The following is a 17435-nucleotide window of genomic DNA, read 5'->3' as shown; positions in this document are numbered from 1 at the left end:
CACCCCACGACCGGGCCCGGGCCGGCCCCAACGGCCACACCGCCTAATCCGGTCGCCGATCGGCCGCGACGGTGGCAGGCTTCTGGGGATCTTCCGAGTTCCCCGACTGGAGTCCCATGTCCACCGAACGCCTGTCCCGACGCATCAGCGCCATCGCCGAGTCGGCCACCATGGCCGTCGACGCCAAGGCCAAGGCTCTGAAAGCGGCCGGTGAGCCGGTCATCGGCTTCGGCGCTGGCGAACCGGACTTCGCCACCCCAACCCACATCGTGGAGGCTGCGGTCGCCGCCTGCCTGGACCCGGCCAACCACAAGTACACGCCGGCCAGTGGCCTGCTCGACCTCCGCGAGGCCCTGGTCGACAAGACGGAACGCGACTCGGGTTGGCGACCCGAGCTGGCCGAGGTGCTGGTCACCAACGGCGGCAAGCACGCCGTCTACAACACGTGCGCCACCCTGCTGAACCCCGGCGACGAGGTGCTGCTCCCGGCCCCGTACTGGACCACCTACCCGGAGTCCATCGCCCTGGCTGGGGGTACGGCGGTGCCCCTGTCCACCGACACGGCGTCCGGCTTCCGGGTCACCGTCGACCAGTTGGAAGCAGCCCGCACTCCGGCTACCAAAGCCCTGATGTTCGTCTCACCCTCCAACCCGACCGGTGCCGTCTACCCCGCCGACGAGATGGAGGCCATCGGCCGGTGGGCCGTGGAACACGACATTTGGGTCATCGCCGACGAAATCTACGAGCACCTGATCTACGACAACCACGTCCACCACTCGATGCGAGCCCTGGTCCCGGAGCTGGCCGACCACTTCGTGGCCGTCAACGGTGTGGCCAAGACATACGCCATGACCGGCTGGAGGGTGGGGTGGATGATCGGGCCAACCGACCTCATCCGGGCGGCCAGCAACCTGCAGTCGCACGGCACGAGCAACGTGGCCAACGTGTCCCAGCGGGCCGCCCTGGCCGCCGTTACCGGAGATCTGACCGCCGTCGAGGAGATGCGGGCCTCGTTCGACCGCCGGCGCCGACGGATGGTCGAACTGCTGCGGGCCATCGACGGTGTGGACCTACTCACCCCGCAGGGCGCCTTCTACGCCTTTCCCGACCTGACGGCCTTCCTGGGGCGGAAGATCGGTGGCCGGGTGGCCACCACCACCTCGGAGCTGGCGACCATCATCCTGGAGGAGGCCAAGGTAGCCATCGTGCCCGGCGAGGCCTTTGGCGCCCCCGGCTACGCCCGGCTGTCGTTCGCCCTGGGCGACGACGACTTGGGCGAAGGTCTCACCCGCATGGGTGACCTGCTCACCTCCTGACCGGGACCATGGTCCGGGTCCTGCCTTACGGAAGCTGGGCGTCGCCCATCACCGCCGGGTCCCTGGTGGCCGGCGCGGTCGGCCTAGCCGAGGTGGTGGTCGACGGTCGGGATGTTTGGTGGGCCGAGGGCCGGCCCGAGGAGGGTGGGCGGACCGTGGTGGTCCGGCGTTCGCCCGACGGCACAGTGGCCGACATGGTCCCGCCGGGCGTCGACGTGCGGACCGGTGTCCACGAGTACGGCGGAGGGGCCTGGTGGGTGGCCAACGGCGTCCTCATTCATTCCGACCGGTCCCACGAGCGGCTGGTGCGCCGGACGCCGGACAGTGGTCCCGTGCTACTGACCCCCGAGCCCGACGCCCCCAGGGCCCTGCGTTACGCCGACGGCCGGACCACACCGGACGGTTGCTGGTACGTGTGTGTTCGCGAAGCCCACCCAGTCGACCAGGCAGGTGGCGAGCCGGCCAACGAGTTGGTAGCCGTAGCCACCGACGGGTCGATGCGGGTCGACGTGCTCGCCACCGGCGCTGACTTCGTGGCCTGGCCCCGGGTCTCCCCGGACGGAACCCGCCTGGCCTGGGTTCGGTGGAACCACCCCAACCTGCCGTGGGACGACACCGAACTGTGGGTGGCCGACCTGGTTGCCGACACCGAGGGGTGCACCTTGTCCAATGCACGGTGCGTAGCCGCCGGGGGCGAGTCGTTCTTCCAGCCCGAGTGGCGGTCTGACGGGATGTTGCACGTGGTCACCGACCGGGGAGACTGGTGGCACGTGCACCGGGTGGACCCCGACACCGGCGACCTGGAGGCCCTGACCGGCGGCGAGGCCGAGGTGGCCACCCCCCAGTGGGTGTTCGGCCTGTCCCGGTACGCCTTCGTCGGCGGAGACCTGTGGTTCGTCCGCAGGGAGGGCGGCGTCGATCGCCTAGCCGTGCGGAGACCCGACGGCACCGTTGACGAGGTGTCAGTCCCGTCGGGAGACGGGCCGGCCACCTCACTAGGGTCGCTGGCCGCCCACGGGGACGGGATCATCGCCGTGGCTGCCGGGTGGACCACCGAGCCGGCCGTGGTGGCAGTCGACCCATCCGGGGTCCGCACCCTGCGGGCACCCCGCGACCTGGGCCTGGACCCCACCTGGTTTTCCCGCCCCGAACCGGTGACCTTCCCGACGACGGGGGGCGAAGTAGCCCACGCCATCATCCACCCGCCCACCAGCCCCGACCATGAGGGCCCAGCCGGCGAACGCCCCCCGCTGCTGGTGCTGGTCCACGGCGGCCCTACCGGCTCGGTGCGCACCCAACTGCAGCTGGCCGTGACCTACTGGACCAGCCGGGGATTTGCGGTGGCCGACGTCGACTACCGGGGTTCTACCGGCTACGGACGGGAGTACCGGCACCGTCTGCATGCCGGATGGGGGATCCTGGACGTCGAGGACTGTGTGGCCGTGGCCCGCCACCTGGCCGACGCTGACCGGGTCGACCCGGACCGCCTGGCCATCCGGGGCGGCAGCGCCGGCGGCTTCACCGTGCTGGCCGCCCTGACCTTCCACGACGTGTTCACCGCCGGGGCCAGCCGGTACGGGATTGGCGACCTGGCCGCCCTAGCCGCCGACACGCACAAGTTCGAGGCCCGCTACCTGGACCGCCTGGTTGGCCGCTGGCCTGAGGACGAAGCCGTCTACCGGGAGCGGTCGCCCATTCACCACGTGGATCGCCTGTCCACGCCCCTCCTGCTGCTCCAGGGCTCGGAGGACGCCGTGGTGCCGCCCGCCCAGGCCCACGCCATGGCCGACGCTCTGCGCGACCGAGGCGTGCCGTACGCCCTCATCGAGTTCCCGGACGAGGGCCACGGGTTCCGGAAGGCGGCCAACGTGATTCGGGCCGTAGAGGCCGAGCTGGCCTTCTTCGCCGACAGCTTCGGGTTCAAACCCGCCGACGACCTTCCACCCCTGGCCGTGGAGGGCGGCGGCGCCTGAGCAGCCCCGACAGGCCGGGCAAGGATCGACGAGTTGTCGCCGAGCCGACTACGTCGTCTACACTGGTTCCCAATGCAACCCGTCCTCGACCTCCTGCTGCTGACCTAGGGCGAACGCCCCACATACGCGTTCGCCCGAACCTCCTGCGCCCACTGGGCCAGGAGGTTCTTCGGTTTTCGGGAACCGTCCGCCGGAGGGGATCCGCAGCCGGAACGAGACCGTCACACCCACCAGACCAAACCAGACCAGACCAGACCAGAAACGGAACCAGCCATGAGCGAGCAGACGAAGACCGATCGGGTGATCATCTTCGACACCACCCTCCGCGACGGCGAGCAGTCGCCGGGCATCTCCCTAGACGTTGGGGAGAAACTGGAGATCGCCGATCAGCTGGCCCGCCTGGGCGTCGACTACATCGAGGCCGGGTTCCCCATCGCCAGCCAGGGCGACTTCGAGGCCGTCCACGCCATTGCTTCGTCCATAGAGGGACCGACCATCTGCGGGCTTTCCCGCACCGCCCACAAGGACATCGACCGCTGCTGGGAGGCCATCGAACCGGCGGCCCAACGACGCATCCACACCTTCATCGCTACCAGCCCCACCCACATGGAACACAAGCTCAAGATGAGCCCCGCCCAGGTGCTGACCGAGGCCGCCTCGGCGGTCACCCGGGCCCGGGAGTACACCGACGACGTCGAGTTCAGCCCCGAGGACGCATCGCGCTCCGACTTCGACTTCATGTGCGACGTGCTGCAGGCCGCGGTGGACGCCGGGGCCGGAACTCTGAACATCCCGGACACCGTGGGATTCGCCACCCCGGTGGAGTGGGCGGCACGCATCCGGGCCATCCGGGAGCGGGTGTCGGGCAACTACGTGCTCTCCACGCACTGCCACAACGACCTCGGCCTAGCCGTGGCCAACTCCCTGGCTGCCGTTGAGGCCGGAGCCCGGCAAGTGGAGTGCACCATCAACGGCATCGGCGAGCGGGCTGGCAACGCGGCCATGGAGGAGATCGTCATGGCCATCCGCACCCGGCCCGACACCTACGCCGACATCGAGGTAGACATCCGGACCGAGGAGCTAGCGAAGTCCAGCCGGATCGTCAGCCGCCTCACCGGTTACCCGGTGCAGTACAACAAGGCCGTGGTGGGGCGCAACGCCTTCGCCCACGAGGCAGGCATCCACCAGCACGGCGTGCTGAACGAGCGCACCACCTACGAGATCATGGACCCGGCGGCCGTGGGCCAGGGCGAGAGCCAGCTGGTGTTGGGCAAGCACTCGGGTCGGGCCGCCTTCCGCGACGCCCTCCAGAAACTCGGCCACGACATCCAGGGCGATGCCCTCAACGCGGCCTTTACCCGGTTCAAGGAGTTGGCCGACCGCAAGGTGCAGCTCAGTGATGCCGACCTGGAGGCCCTGGCCATCGAGGAAGTGGGCGGCAGGGTCGACCACGCTTACGAGTTCTTGAGCCTGGACGTACGGGGCGGCAGCGTCAGCACGCCGTCGGCCGACTTGGTGATACGAGTGGACGGCGAGGAGGTCTCGGTGTCCTGCGAAGGCGACGGGATGGTGGACGCCTCTTGCACGGCCATCAAGCAGGCCACCGGGGTCGAGGGTCGGATGACCGACTACAACGTCACCTCGGTAACCGGTGGCGTGGACGCCCTGGCCGACGTGGCGCTCACCTTCGAGAGCAACGACGGTGTCAAGGTTTCCGGTCGGGGTCTGTCTACCGACGTGGTAGAGGCTTCGGCACGGGCCTTTATCGGGGCCCTCAACAAAATCGCCCGGATCCGGGAGTCTGGTGAGGACCCCAACGCCGTGGACCGTCCCGGCCACATCGGCTGAGACAGCACCTGAAGACTGCCGACCCTGGGTACGGGGAGTTATCCCTCCCGACGCTTCTGGACTTCACCATCGACGACGGGATCGACGGTGAGGCATGTGGCCATGCCGGCCGTCGTCCACGGTTCGTTCACCATGCTGGAGGCCTTACCGGGCTCAGCCCAGGTCGACGACCTGTTGGCGGGCCAGGTCCTCCAGGGCGTTCTCCTGTAGCCGCTGGCGGGAGTACGACCACAGGCCGGTGCCGATGACCAGCGTGCGCTGGATGGGCTGCACATAGCCGCCGTCCGGCCAGCAGACCACCACGTCGACGTCGGCGGGAATGGCGTCCGGGTCGACCCCGAACTCCTCGGCCCACCAGTGGGCGTCGTCGCGAGGCAGCAGGTCGCACCAGTGCCCCTTCAAGGTGGCCTTCACGCCCCGGTCGCAAAACATGACCACAGGGCCGCCCATCATCTCCAGGCGTGTCGCCTCGTCGGCCAGTTCGGCCGGGTCCACCTCGGGGCACGGCGGCACCGGCTCGGTACCCGGATCGTCGGCGTGGTCGATACGACCCACCTCGTCGAGAGAGTCATGGCCCACCCGCAGGACGACCGCTCCGTTCTCCTCGGCCTGCCAGTCGTTAAAGGGGAGAACGGCCAGGTCCTTCCAGGCCAGGAAGGCTCGGTGGTCCCACTCCACGCCGCTGTGGCCGCCACCCTGGGTCCAGGTGGCCAGGTCGCGGGGCGCGTCCAGGTCCGACACATCAAACAGGGTGACCTTGGTGCCGGTGGTCCGGCCCTCGTCGGTGGCCTCCTGGCCAATGCCCAGCACCCGATCGGGGCCGACGGGGTGCAGGTAGCCGCTGAACCCAGTGATCTTCAACTCGCCCCGCACGGTGGGCGCCGTGGGGTCCGAGAGGTCCACGGTGTAGAAGGGATCGGTCTGGCGAAAGGTCACCACGTAGGCCACGTCGCCCACGTAGCGCACGGCGAAGATCCGCTCGCCCCGGCCCATGTCACCCACTTGGCCCACTATCTCCAAGGTCGCGTCGTTGCGGGCCAGCACGGTCACCATCGACTCGGCGTCCTCGTCGAACCGCCACGGGCCGCCGGTGGTGGTGGCCACCCTCAGGTAACCGTCGTGCTCGGACAGCGAGAACTGGTTCAGGAGGTGTCCCGGAACCTCACCCGAGGCTGTGTAGGTGGCGGCCGTCGGGTCGGTGACGTCGAACTGGTGGACGGCGGTGTCCCAGTTGTCGTTCCACCACCGCATCAGGGACTCGTCTTGCATCTCCTCGGGATCGACCCAGGCGTTAGTCGTCACGTACAGGTTCTCGTGCCCGGCGTAGACGGTGGTTCCCTCAGCCAGCACGGCGGTGGTCGCCGGAGCGGCCAGCGGCTCGTAGAGGGGCACGGTTAGGACCGACAGGGTGGAGAAGCCGGCGAAGTCCACCGGGTGAGACACGTCGGTGCAGGCGTTCAGTGACCCTTCGGCCACCGTGGTGCCAGCGGATTCGAGGACAAAGTCGGGCATCCAATCGGCCAGGACGGTCTCGGCCACCACCTCGCGGTTGAACCGTTCGGCACGTTCCTCTCCGGTCGGGCTGGCCGGGTAGACGAACGGCAGTTCGCTCGGCGTGGAGACCACGACGACGCGGGCTGCCCCGCCCACCACCCGGCTGCTGACGTGCCGGCCCTGCACGGTCAGGACACCGACGATGCGGAGGTTGGCTGGATCGGAGAGGTCCACCTCGATCACGCTGGTCAGCGGTGTCCAGGTGCCGGGCGGCGAGAGCCGGGTCAGGGCAGGCGCCGTGACGTCCGTGTCACCGTCGCCCGGGATATGGGTGTCGGCGATAAGGAACGCCCGGCTCCCGGCCAGCAGCAGGTCGCGGCTCCAGTGGCCCTCCAGGCGCAGCGAGCCGGTCAGCACCGCCGCCGGACCGGACACGTCCACGTAGTAGAGGTAGTCGTCCTCGACGACCACGATCCGCCGGCCGTCGGTCTTGAGGATGTCGGGTTCGTCGATCCCGACCTCCTGGACGTTGGTACCCGAGTAGTCGACACCTTCCTCCATGGACCGGGCCATGCCGACTGCCGGGGCGGCCATCGCCACGTCCATCGTCGCCATTTCCATGACGACCGGTCCGCCGAACCACCCACCGCCTAGGCCGTAGGGCCCGACCCGTTCAGTGGCCTCCGTCCGCAGGTGACGCAACAACTCGTCACATTCCGTGAACGGGACCAGCCCAGCGGTTAACTCGGTACCCGACACGTCGACTACCCCGGTCGTCGAGGGAGCCACGGTGGCCGTCGGACCGGTGGTCGACGGGGCCACCGTCATCGTGGTGGGTGCCACCGGGTTACCCGACCGGCCCAGCCCAGCCGGGTCGGTGCCGCACCCGACGACCACCAAGCTCACCACTGTGACCGCCAGGCCGTTGCGCAGGACCCGCCGCCCGGAGGTCATCCCGTGGTGGGTAGCCAGGACGGTCGGGTTGACTCGTAGCCGGTGATGTCGTCCTCGTGACGCAGCGAGATGCCGATGTCGTCCAGGCCCTCCAGATAGCGCTCACGTGTGGCGTCATCCATCGGGAACGTGCAGGAGATCCCGGCATCCGGGGCCTCCAGCGTCAAGTTGGCCAGATCGATGGTGACCACCAGGTCGGGGTCGGCCTCGACGGCGTCCAGAAGGGCGGCACCCACCTCGGGCGTTACCTGCACGGGCACCAGGCCGTTCTTGGTGCAGTTGTTCCGGAAAATGTCAGCGAACCGCGGCGAGACCACGGCCCCGAACCCGTACTGCTGGATGGCCCATACGGCGTGCTCGCGCGACGAACCGGTGCCGAAGTTGGGCCCGGCCACCAGCACCACAGCCTCGGAGTAGCGCTCATCGTTGAGCACAAAGTCCCGGTTGTCGCGCCACTCGGAGAACAGACCCTTCTCGAAGCCAGTGCGCTCCACGCGCTTCAGCCAGTCGCTGGGGATGATCTGGTCGGTGTCCACGTCGGAACGTCGGAGCGGCAGCGCGGTGCCCGAGACGATCTGGACGGCGTCCATGTTGTCCTCCTCAGTCCAGGTCGGCCGGTGTGGCGAACGTGCCGGCGATGGCCGTGGCAGCGGCGACGGCCGGGGAGACCAGGTGGGTGCGCCCGCCCCGTCCCTGTCGGCCCTCGAAGTTCCGGTTGCTGGTACTGGCGCAGCGTTCGCCGGCCGTGAGCTTGTCGGGGTTCATGGCCAGGCACATAGAGCACCCGGGCTCCCGCCAGTCGAAGCCGGCAGCGGTGAACACCTCGGGGAGGCCCTCAGCCTCGGCTTGGGCTTTGACCGCCCCGGAGCCGGGAACGACCAGCGTGCGCATCCCGTCGGCCACCTGGCGACCGTCGGCCACCTCAGCGGCGGCCCGGAGGTCCTCGATGCGGCTGTTGGTGCACGAGCCGATGAACACGGTGTCGACGGCCACGTCGCGGATCGGGGTTCCGGCGGTCAGTCCCATGTAGTCCAGGGCCCGCTGGGCGGCTTCGGCCTGGCTGGGATCCTCGAACGACCCGGGGTCGGGCACGGTGCCGTCCATGCGCATGACCTGACCGGGGTTGGTGCCCCACGACACGTGAGGGACGATGTCGGCACCGTCCAGGACGACCTCCCGGTCGAACACGGCGTCGTCGTCGGTAGCCAGGCTCCGCCAATCGTTCACCGCGGCGTCCCAGTCGGCACCAAACGGGGCGTGGGGGCGACCAGCCAGGTATTCGAAGGTGGTGTCGTCAGGGGCGATCAAGCCGGCCTTGGCCCCGGCCTCGATGGACATGTTGCAGACAGTCATCCGGCCCTCCATTGAAAGGTTGCGGATCACCTCGCCCCGGTACTCGATGACCGAGCCGATCCCACCACCTGTGCCCAGGCGGCCCACGATCGCCAGAATCACGTCCTTGGCCGTGGAGCCCTCGGGGAGGGTGCCGTCCACGGTGACGGCCAGGGTGCCGGGCACCTGCTGGGGCAGAGTTTGGGTGGCCAAAACGTGTTCCACCTCACTGGTGCCGATGCCAAAGGCCAGCGCCCCGAACGCCCCGTGGGTACTGGTGTGGCTGTCGCCGCACACCACGGTCATGCCGGGCAGGGTCAGGCCCTTCTCGGGGCCGATGACGTGCACGATGCCCTGCCCCGGATCACCCATCGGGTAGAGCGGCACGCCGAACTCCTCGCAGTTGGTCCGCAGGGCCTCGACCTGGGTGCGACTGATCGGGTCAGCGATGGGCTGGTCAATGTCGACCGTGGGCACGTTGTGGTCCTCAGTGGCCACCGTCAACTCCGGGTGGCGGACCCGCCGTCCGGCCGTGCGGAGACCGTCGAAGGCCTGTGGGGAGGTGACCTCGTGGACCAAGTGCAGGTCGATGAACAGCAAGTCGGGTTGGCCGTCGGCCGACCGCACTACGTGACGGTCCCAGACCTTTTGGCTCAGGGTCTTCCCGGACATCGGGACTCCTCGTAGGGGTCGGGTCAGGACAGGATACGGGGTCGGCCGTTGAGGGCGCCCGCGCCGGCGGTGGTTAAGTGTCCATCGCCCGGGCGGCCTGAATCAGGTCGTCATAACCACCCGGTCCCGGGTCACCAGTTCGGGAGGCCACCGAGCCACTCGCGGTGACCACGGCCATGCCCGGTGTCCCGAAGACATCGAAGAGGACTCCCACCCGCCCGTCGTCAGCAATGTGTGAGAACCCGGTGATGCCCCACTCCCGGAGGATGGATGCTGACCACTCCGGGTCAACGTCCGGGCCGATGGTGGACACTCCGACCACCGTGATGTCCGGTCGGCGGCTGAGCTCGGCGACCGCCGAGGCCTCTCTACGGCACGTCGCTCAGGTAGGAGCCCAGAACCAGAACAGGACGTCCTGGCCGGCCAGATCAGCACCGTGGAGCATGCCGCCGCCAATCAGTACCGCCTCGAACCCCAACTCGTCCGGTACCGCAGCGCCCCGTACGCCGGCCGCCGACCCCAACTCGGAGGCGGCCACCTCCATGGCGGTCGTGGGGGCCGGTATTGGAACAGGGGCGGTTGTATCGACTGCGCCGCCACAGGCACCCGTTACAAGCACCAGGACGGCCAGAAAGCCCGTCCTGATCGGGGTCATATCACGACCCTACGGGGTACCGTCGGCGTCGTGAGCACCCGCGTCCTGATCATCTCGGCCCTGGTGTGCGGGATGGCGCTACTGGTGGCCTTCACCGTGCAGGTAGTGGTGGCGCTATGACCCTCCGTCACGACCTGCTGGTGGTGGGCGGTGGCCCGGCGGGGTATGCGGCGGCGCTCTACGGGGCGGCGACCGGCCTCGACGTGGGCCTCGTCGAAGAGGGGCGGATTGGCGGGACCTGTCTCCACCTCGGCTGCATCCCGGCCAAGGAACTGTTAGAGACGGCCTCGGTGCTGCGCACCGTCCGGGGCGCCTCCCAGTTCGGCGTGTCGACTGGTGACCACAAGCCAGTCGTGGACTTGGCGGTTAGCCAGCAGCGCAAGCAGGAGGTCATCGACGGCCTGGCCGGCGGGCTGAGTTCCCTGCTGGCCGGACGTGACGTCACCGTCTACGACGGTACGGGACGCCTTGGCGCGGACCATGTCGTCACCGTGGACGGTCCCAACGGGTCGACCGTGGCGGCTGCCGACCACATCGTGCTGGCCACCGGGTCGACGCCTCGCACCATTCCCGGCTTCGAGGTCGATGGGACGCTGGTCGTCACCAGCGACGAGTTGCTGTCCCTGCTTGAGGTACCGGACCGGGTAGCGGTGATCGGGGCCGGCGCCATCGGCTGCGAGTTCGCCTCGATGCTGGCCGACTATGGCTCGACGATCACCCTCCTAGAGGCTCTCCCGGAGATCCTCCCCGGTTGTGATACCGACGTGGCCGGGGCCGTCCGGCGCTCGTTTCACCGCCGTCAGATCTCCGTGCACGCTGGGGTGGTCGTTCACGGCCACGACCCGGCCGGCGGCGCCACCACCGTCCGGTTCGGCAACGACGAGGCCGTCGAGGTCGACCTGGTCGTGATGGCTGTAGGCCGCCAACCCCGGGGTGATTCGGCAGGCCTAGTTGACACCCGAGTGGTGGTTGACGATCGAGGCTTCATCCAGGTTGACGACCGCCTCCGAACCGGCGAGCCAGGCGTCTACGCAGCGGGAGACGTGGTGGCCACCCCGCAGTTGGCCCACGTTGGCTTCGCCGAGGGGATGTTTGTGGTGAAGGACATTCTCGGCGAGGCGCCAGTTCCTCTCGACCCGACAACCGTGCCGTGGTGTATTTATAGCCACCCCGAGGTGGCGTTTGCCGGCCTGACTGAGGCAGCGGCCGTAGAGGCCGGACACGACGTGGTGGTTAGCAGTCACCGGCTCGCCGGTAATGGGCGGGCCCGAATCTTGGGCGACACAGATGGCCTGGTGAAGGTGGTGGCCGAGCGGGACCCCGCCGGTCGCGCCGGGCGGATCTTGGGGGTCCACCTGGTCGGACCGTGGGCGACTGAGCAGTTGGGACAGGGCTACCTGGCCGTCAACTGGGAGCTCACGGTGGACGAGGTAGCGGCGTTTATCCAGCCACACCCGACGCTCAGCGAGATGTTTGGCGAGACGGTACTGGCCCTCACCGGCCGGCCGCTGCACGGCTAAGTCATGGCAGACACCGAACTGGTGGCCATCACCCTGCAGGTGGTGGTGGCACCGTGACCTCCAACTCTCACTCCCGACCGTTCCGGGTCCGATGGTTGGGCCGTGTTCGCTATCGCGACGCTCTGGCTCTCCAGCAGGGCATCCATGCCCCCGCCGGGTCGGCCGACCATCCGCAGGACCATCTACTCCTCCTCGAGCACCATCCCGTCTACACGCTCGGCGTACGGGCCTCTCTGGACAACCTGCTGCTTCCCCCCAACGAGGTGGGAGCAGACCTTGAGCGGGCCGACCGGGGCGGTGATATCACCTTCCACGGTCCCGGCCAGCTAGTCGGCTATCCGCTTCTCCACCTCCCCGGCAAGCGGGGCGGTGGCATGGCCGACACGGTGGCCTACGTGCGCTCGGTGGAGGACCTCCTTATCGACGTCTGCAGAGACCTCGGCCTTGTTGATGTGGGCCGCCTGGACCGGTACCCCGGGGTCTGGGTAGAACCCGAAGGTCCCCGACCTCGGAAGGTGGCGGCCATCGGGGTGAAGTTAACCCGGAGCAGAACCATGCACGGTTTCGCCCTCAACGTGGATCCCGACCTTTCGTACTTCGACCGCATGGTTCCCTGCGGGATTACCGGTTACGGGGTCACGTCGCTGGCCGCCGAGGGGGTCAACGTCCCGATGCGCCGGGTCGTCGACCGTGTGGTCGACCGGGCCGTCGACCAGTGGGCGGCTGGCCCACTGGACCGGGCCGACGTGGCATGGGCTTACCGGGCAGACGATCTGAGCGTCTTTAGCCGGCGTGGAGAGGTTGGGGCCCGTCCGCTGGTGGGTCGTAAGCCCGAGTGGATGAGGGTGCCGCTGGAGACGGGGCCCGACTACCTGCGCCTCAAGGCCGTGATGCGTAGCCGTCGGCTCACCACGGTGTGCGAGGAGGCTGGCTGCCCCAACGTGTTCGATTGCTGGAATGACGGCACGGCTACCTTCATGATCAACGGCGAGCGATGTACCCGGGCCTGTGGCTTCTGCATGGTTGACACCCGCCGGCCCGACGCCCCGGATCTCGATGAGCCTCACCGGGTGGCTGAGGCGGTGGCCGAGATGGGCCTGCGCCACGCAGTGGTGACCGCGGTGGCCCGAGACGACCTGCACGATGGCGGAGCGTCGGCCTTCGCGGCCACTATCACCACTGTCCGGGACCGCAACCCGGGGACGGCCGTCGAGGTGTTGATCCCGGACTGCAAGGGCGATCCTGAGGCTCTTAGGGCAGTCTTTGACGCCCGGCCTGACGTCCTGAGCCACAACGTCGAGACGGTGGCCCGCCTGCAGCGGCGGGTCCGGCCGTCGGCGTCTTACGCCCGCAGTCTGTCGGTGCTGGCCCGGGCGAAGGCGGCTGGCCTGACTACTAAGTCGTCGATCATCGTCGGCCTCGGGGAGACCGACGATGAAGTGGAGGGCTGTCTAGCCGACCTGACCGCGGTGGGTTGCGACATCGTGACCATCGGTCAGTATCTGCAGCCGACCACCAGCCACCTTCCGGTAGAGCGCTGGGTGGAGCCGGCTACTTTCGACCGTTGGGCGGTGTACGGCGAAGCCCGGGGGATCGACCACGTGGAGGCCGGACCATTAACCCGGTCCAGCTACCACGCCCGCCAGGCCGCCGAGTCCGCCGCGACGGGCCCGGTGGCCGTGTCCCTGTCCGCCCGAGGGGGCTGAGCCCGTCGCCGCCCGGCCGCCGCAGTCCTCGTAGCCTGTCGCTGTGTTCAGCCAGCGCATCGATCGGGCCCGCGAGGCTATGGCCGACCGGGGCGTGGACGTTTTGCTCCTGTCGGTGGGTGCCGACCTGCCGTATTTCTGCGGATATGAGGCCATGCCGCTGGAGCGCCTCACCATGCTGGTCGTGCCCCGCGACGGCGATGTCCATCTGGTGGTGCCTCACCTGGAGGCTCCGCGGGTCGTGGAGCGTCCGGAGGTGTTTGACCTAGTCACCTGGCGGGACGGCGAGGATCCCATTGCCCGGGTGGTCGACCTGGTCGGCGGGGCGGCTACGGCGGCCGTCGGCGACCAGATGTGGGCCGGGTTCCTAGTCGACCTCGGCACAGCGTGTCCCACCCTGTCGTTCACCCGGGCCTCGGAGGTCACAGCGCCGCTACGGATGGTTAAGGATGCCGACGAGGTGGAGGCTCTGCGCCGGGCCGGTGCCGCCGTGGACCGCATCTTGGCCGACGTCCAGGCCGGGCAGGTCCCGCTGGTCGGCAGGACCGAGGCCGACGTGGCAGCCCAGATTGGGCGGCGGATCTTGGACGAAGGTCACCACCGGATCAACTTCGTGATCGTGGCCTCGGGACCTAACGCGGCCAGCCCCCACCACGAGCCGGGGGGCCGGGTCATCGGCGACGGCGAGGGGGTGCTGTTCGACATCGGCGGCACCATGGTCGGCCCGGGCGATGTCGGCTACTGCTCCGACATCACCCGGTGCGTCCACATTGGCCCGCCTCCCGATGGGTTCGCCGAGCTTTACGGGGTGCTGCACGCCTCACAGACCGCCGGGGTGGCAGAAGCCACCGTTGGTACCCCATGTGAGGACGTCGACGCGGCGGCCCGACGGGTCATCGTCGACGCCGGGCACGGTGAGCACTTCGTTCACCGGACCGGTCACGGCATCGGCGTGGAGGCACACGAGCACCCCAACATCGTGGCCGGCAACGAACTGCCGCTAGCTGTCGGCCACGCCTTCTCCGTTGAACCGGGTATCTACGTGCCTGGCGTGTGGGGCGCCCGGTTGGAGGACATCGTGGTGGCTACTGCCGACGGCCCGGTGGCTATGAACCAGATCGACCGCAGCCTGGCCGTGGTCGAGGGCTGACCGGTCCGACAGTTCGCGTACGCCGGTGATCGACCTCGACGCGGCCACCGTGCTGCTCCAGTGGGCGGCCGGGGGCCTGTTCTTCCTGTGGGTGACCAGCCGACGCCGAGAAGTAGGCATCGGTTACGGCTGGATGATGCGGACCACGTTTGGTCTGATAGCGGCGGGCGGGGTAGCGGCAGGCCTAGCTCTGGACCCGGTGCCCGTCCGCGAGGTGGCTGGAGCGGGGATGGTGACCGCCACCGCAGTGGCCCTGGTGATCTCGGTACTGCGTCGCCGAGCCGGAGTAGCCGGCCAGCGGGGGGTCGAGGAGCGCCGGACCACCCGGGTGGCCGAGATGACTGGTATCGACCGGGACCGGCGGACCTTCGACGACTCGGTGTCGGAGTTCCCGCCTGCCCTGGACTTGGTGGCGCCCGCCCTGGGCCTGATAGCCCTTGTGGCGGGCGGCCTCGACGCCGGAGACCCGGCGTTGCTAGCCGTGGCACGCACCCTGGTCGGGGCGCTGTTCCTGGGAGCGGTCACCGACGCCATGCTGCTGGGCCACTGGTACCTCGTGCAGCCCGGCCTGGCCCGGGGACCATTGCTGGAACTGGTTCGGTGGACGGGTGTGGTGTGGCCGTTCGAGTTGGCTGTCTTGCTATGGCCGACCGGTATGGGCTCAGTACTGAATGGCACCATCGACGACGGCTACAACGGCCTTCTGGGCTGGTTCTGGGCGGCGTGCTCGGTGACCTCCATCGCACTGGTGGCCCTGACCCGGGCGGCCCTCCGGGAACGCCAGTATTCGGCCGTCATGGCGGCTACCGGCCTTCTCTACCTGGCCATCCTCACTGCCTTTGGCATGGACCTGGTGGCCCGGGCCACGCTGGCCTGAGGCCCGGCCACCCGGCAGGGGATGATGTAACGCCCCAAATCGGCAAACAGTGAGGTTGGTCTCTAATTGATCGTATGGTTACTTTCGTAACTACCACCCCCTGGACTGGAAGGCAGTGAACATGAGGAAGCAGGTACCGGTTCAAGACGGTCTCTTCTCCGGTTCGGCAGAGACCGTCCGACTTATCGGTGGGCGGTGCATTGACTGCCAGAACCACGTCTTTCCGTATCAGACCGGGTGTCCCAAGTGCAGCGGAACCGAAGTAGAGCAGGTCGAGTTGGGCGCCGAGGGTGAACTTTGGACATGGACCATCCAGGGATACCCGCCAAAGGCTCCGCCCTATGTTGGTGATGCCGAAGAGCACGACTTTGAACCATTTGGCGTTGGTTATGTGGAACTGCCCGATGAACTCCGTGTCGAGGCCCGCTTGACCGAAAATGACCCGTCACGTCTCCGGATCGGAATGCCGATGAAACTGGTGTTGGTTCCCTTGACGATCAACGACTTGGACGAAGAGGTCGTGACATTCGCCTTTGCTCCGAAGGATGCCAGCAATGAGTGAAGTAGCGATTGTCGGTATTGGGATGCATGAGTTTGGCCGTCATGAGGGGCTTTCGGGCATGGACCAAGGTGTGGTTGCCGTCCGAAGAGCTTTGGTCGACTCAGGTCTTACCTGGCAGGACATGCAGTTCGCCTTTGGTGGAAGTAAGTCAGCAGGTGCCGCCGACCTCATGGTTTCAAAGTTGGGGTTGACTGGCCTGCAGTTCATCAACGTTTCGAACGGTTGCGCGACCGGGGGTTCAGCACTGTTCGCAGCCTGGAACGCCATCGAATCAGGGATGTTCGACCTGGGTATTGCGATCGGCTTCGATAAACATGAACGGGGCGCGTTCCGCCCGAGTACTGCAGAAATCGGAGAATGGTATGGGCGATCCGGCCTTGCCCTGACCACTCAGTTCTTTGCGATGAAGATCAACCGGTACATGCACGAGTTTGGTGTTACCCATTCGGCTCTAGTCCAAGTAGCCGAGAAGGCCTACAGAAACGGAGCGATGAACCCTATGGCTTGGCGTCGCGAGCCATTGTCTGCAGACCAAATCAAGGGCTCGAAAATGCTTTCCTATCCGTTGACCCAGTACATGTTTTGCTCGCCTGGCGAGGGTGGCGTGGCCATTGTCCTTGCCAGCGCCAAGCGGGCTCGGAAGATGGCGGCTCGGCCCGTCTTCCTCAGGGCAGCTGCCGTCCGTTCCCGACGTTTCGGTTCTTTTGAGGTAACGGCTCCCCATCTTGCCATTGAGCGTTCTGATGGCCCGACCGTCGACGCGTCGCGCACTGCGTTCGAAATGGCGGGGATCGGTCCGGAAGATGTGGATCTAGCCCAACTGCAGGACACGGAGTCGGGCGCAGAGGTCATGCACATGGCAGAGAACGGCTTATGCCAACACGGTGAGCAGGAACGGATCATCGCTCATGGAGAGACAGAGATCGATGGCCGGCTCCCGATCAATACTGACGGTGGTTGCCTTGCCAACGGTGAACCTATTGGAGCTTCTGGTCTCCGGCAGGTGTACGAGAATGTTCTGCAACTCCGAGGAGATGCAGGACCGCGGCAGGTGCCGCGAGACCCGCGAGTGGCCTATACACACGTTTACGGAGCACCAGGCATTTCTGGGGTCACGATTCTCAGCAGGTGACTTGATGACAGAGAATCTGCGAAGTCATAACGCAATCTCTGACCTAGTTCACCGCTATGCCAATGCGGTAAACGATCGCGATTCGGAAGCCTGGTCTAGCACCTTTGCCCTAGAGGCTTCGTGGGACTTGGGGCCCGAAAGGGCAGTCAAAGGCCGAGCCGAGATCTTGAGTCTTTGGACTAAGGAGATGCAGCGATTCCGGAAGGTCGTCCAGATCGTCGACAGTGGCACGGTTGATCTTGAC

14 protein-coding genes are annotated in these 17435 nt (G+C 67.5%); 9 read left to right on the top strand and 5 right to left on the bottom strand.

Going from position 1 to position 17435, the window contains the following annotated elements; translation table 11 throughout:
- Nucleotides 1–116 precede the first annotated feature (116 nt).
- The 3 genes from MK181_04260 to MK181_04250 all read left to right on the top strand — a co-directional run bounded on the left by MK181_04260 (nucleotide 117) and on the right by MK181_04250 (nucleotide 5137).
- Nucleotides 117–1316, top strand: coding sequence for a pyridoxal phosphate-dependent aminotransferase (locus MK181_04260; GenBank protein ID MCH2419012.1), 1200 nt, complete (start codon nucleotides 117–119; stop codon nucleotides 1314–1316).
- Between the two features lie 65 nt (nucleotides 1317–1381).
- Nucleotides 1382–3289, top strand: coding sequence for a S9 family peptidase (locus tag MK181_04255; GenBank protein ID MCH2419011.1), 1908 nt, complete (start codon nucleotides 1382–1384; stop codon nucleotides 3287–3289).
- Between the two features lie 273 nt (nucleotides 3290–3562).
- Complete coding sequence (locus MK181_04250; GenBank protein MCH2419010.1) at nucleotides 3563–5137, top strand: 2-isopropylmalate synthase; 1575 nt, start codon at nucleotides 3563–3565, stop codon at nucleotides 5135–5137.
- A 153-nt stretch (nucleotides 5138–5290) separates the two neighbouring features.
- Here MK181_04250 and MK181_04245 read toward each other — a convergent pair whose 3' ends face one another.
- The 5 genes from MK181_04245 to MK181_04225 form a co-directional block, all read right to left on the bottom strand.
- A complete protein-coding gene (locus tag MK181_04245; GenBank protein ID MCH2419009.1) occupies nucleotides 5291–7585 on the bottom strand; it encodes a beta-propeller domain-containing protein in 2295 nt (764 codons plus the stop codon).
- Nucleotides 7582–8175 (bottom strand): 3-isopropylmalate dehydratase small subunit, encoded by a 594-nt coding sequence (leuD, locus tag MK181_04240; GenBank protein ID MCH2419008.1) that lies wholly within the window; start codon nucleotides 8173–8175, stop codon nucleotides 7582–7584. Before leuD ends, MK181_04245 begins: the two co-directional genes overlap by 4 nt.
- A 10-nt stretch (nucleotides 8176–8185) precedes the next feature.
- Nucleotides 8186–9589 carry a 3-isopropylmalate dehydratase large subunit gene (gene leuC / locus MK181_04235; GenBank protein MCH2419007.1) on the bottom strand — a complete coding sequence of 468 codons (1404 nt, stop codon included), beginning with the start codon at nucleotides 9587–9589 and terminating at the stop codon, nucleotides 8186–8188.
- Nucleotides 9590–9662: 73 nt separating this feature from the next.
- A complete protein-coding gene (locus MK181_04230) occupies nucleotides 9663–9902 on the bottom strand; it encodes a hypothetical protein (GenBank protein MCH2419006.1) in 240 nt (79 codons plus the stop codon).
- Between the two features lie 69 nt (nucleotides 9903–9971).
- The gene (locus MK181_04225) at nucleotides 9972–10244 is read right to left on the bottom strand and encodes a hypothetical protein (protein ID MCH2419005.1); all 273 of its coding nucleotides are present in this window, start codon (nucleotides 10242–10244) and stop codon (nucleotides 9972–9974) included.
- Nucleotides 10245–10360: 116 nt separating this feature from the next.
- On the opposite strand from MK181_04225, the gene lpdA reads away from it, so the two are divergent.
- The 6 genes from lpdA to MK181_04195 all read left to right on the top strand — a co-directional run bounded on the left by lpdA (nucleotide 10361) and on the right by MK181_04195 (nucleotide 17191).
- Nucleotides 10361–11764, top strand: a complete 1404-nt coding sequence (gene lpdA / locus MK181_04220; protein ID MCH2419004.1) for a dihydrolipoyl dehydrogenase — start codon at nucleotides 10361–10363, stop codon at nucleotides 11762–11764.
- A 53-nt stretch (nucleotides 11765–11817) separates the two neighbouring features.
- On the top strand, nucleotides 11818–13470 hold the full coding sequence (gene lipA / locus MK181_04215; GenBank protein MCH2419003.1) for a lipoyl synthase: 1653 nt from the start codon (nucleotides 11818–11820) through the stop codon (nucleotides 13468–13470).
- 43 nt (nucleotides 13471–13513) lie between these two features.
- Nucleotides 13514–14620, top strand: a complete 1107-nt coding sequence (locus MK181_04210) for a Xaa-Pro peptidase family protein (protein MCH2419002.1) — start codon at nucleotides 13514–13516, stop codon at nucleotides 14618–14620.
- 25 nt (nucleotides 14621–14645) lie between these two features.
- Nucleotides 14646–15497 (top strand): hypothetical protein, encoded by an 852-nt coding sequence (locus MK181_04205; GenBank protein MCH2419001.1) that lies wholly within the window; start codon nucleotides 14646–14648, stop codon nucleotides 15495–15497.
- 121 nt (nucleotides 15498–15618) lie between these two features.
- Nucleotides 15619–16059, top strand: a complete 441-nt coding sequence (locus MK181_04200; GenBank protein MCH2419000.1) for an OB-fold domain-containing protein — start codon at nucleotides 15619–15621, stop codon at nucleotides 16057–16059.
- Nucleotides 16052–17191, top strand: a complete 1140-nt coding sequence (locus MK181_04195) for a thiolase family protein (GenBank protein MCH2418999.1) — start codon at nucleotides 16052–16054, stop codon at nucleotides 17189–17191. Before MK181_04200 ends, MK181_04195 begins: the two co-directional genes overlap by 8 nt.
- The last annotated feature ends 244 nt before the right edge of the window (nucleotides 17192–17435 follow it).

Source organism: Acidimicrobiales bacterium (assembly GCA_022452035.1).
Classification (GTDB): Bacteria; Actinomycetota; Acidimicrobiia; order Acidimicrobiales; family MedAcidi-G1; genus UBA9410.
The sequence above is the reverse complement of the archived record's forward strand: the minus strand, read 5'-3'. Positions and strand labels throughout refer to the sequence as shown.

What these genes read in the sequence shown, in the direction of transcription:
- MK181_04260 (MCH2419012.1), top strand. Translation starts at nt 117, where the DNA reads ATGTCCACCGAACGCCTGTCCCGACGCATCAGCGCCATCGCCGAGTCG.
- MK181_04250 (MCH2419010.1), top strand. Translation starts at nt 3,563, where the DNA reads ATGAGCGAGCAGACGAAGACCGATCGGGTGATCATCTTCGACACCACC.
- MK181_04245 (MCH2419009.1), bottom strand. Translation starts at nt 7,585, where the DNA reads ATGACCTCCGGGCGGCGGGTCCTGCGCAACGGCCTGGCGGTCACAGTG.
- leuD (MCH2419008.1), bottom strand. Translation starts at nt 8,175, where the DNA reads ATGGACGCCGTCCAGATCGTCTCGGGCACCGCGCTGCCGCTCCGACGT.
- leuC (MCH2419007.1), bottom strand. Translation starts at nt 9,589, where the DNA reads ATGTCCGGGAAGACCCTGAGCCAAAAGGTCTGGGACCGTCACGTAGTG.
- MK181_04225 (MCH2419005.1), bottom strand. Translation starts at nt 10,244, where the DNA reads ATGACCCCGATCAGGACGGGCTTTCTGGCCGTCCTGGTGCTTGTAACG.
- lpdA (MCH2419004.1), top strand. Translation starts at nt 10,361, where the DNA reads ATGACCCTCCGTCACGACCTGCTGGTGGTGGGCGGTGGCCCGGCGGGG.
- MK181_04200 (MCH2419000.1), top strand. Translation starts at nt 15,619, where the DNA reads ATGAGGAAGCAGGTACCGGTTCAAGACGGTCTCTTCTCCGGTTCGGCA.
- MK181_04195 (MCH2418999.1), top strand. Translation starts at nt 16,052, where the DNA reads ATGAGTGAAGTAGCGATTGTCGGTATTGGGATGCATGAGTTTGGCCGT.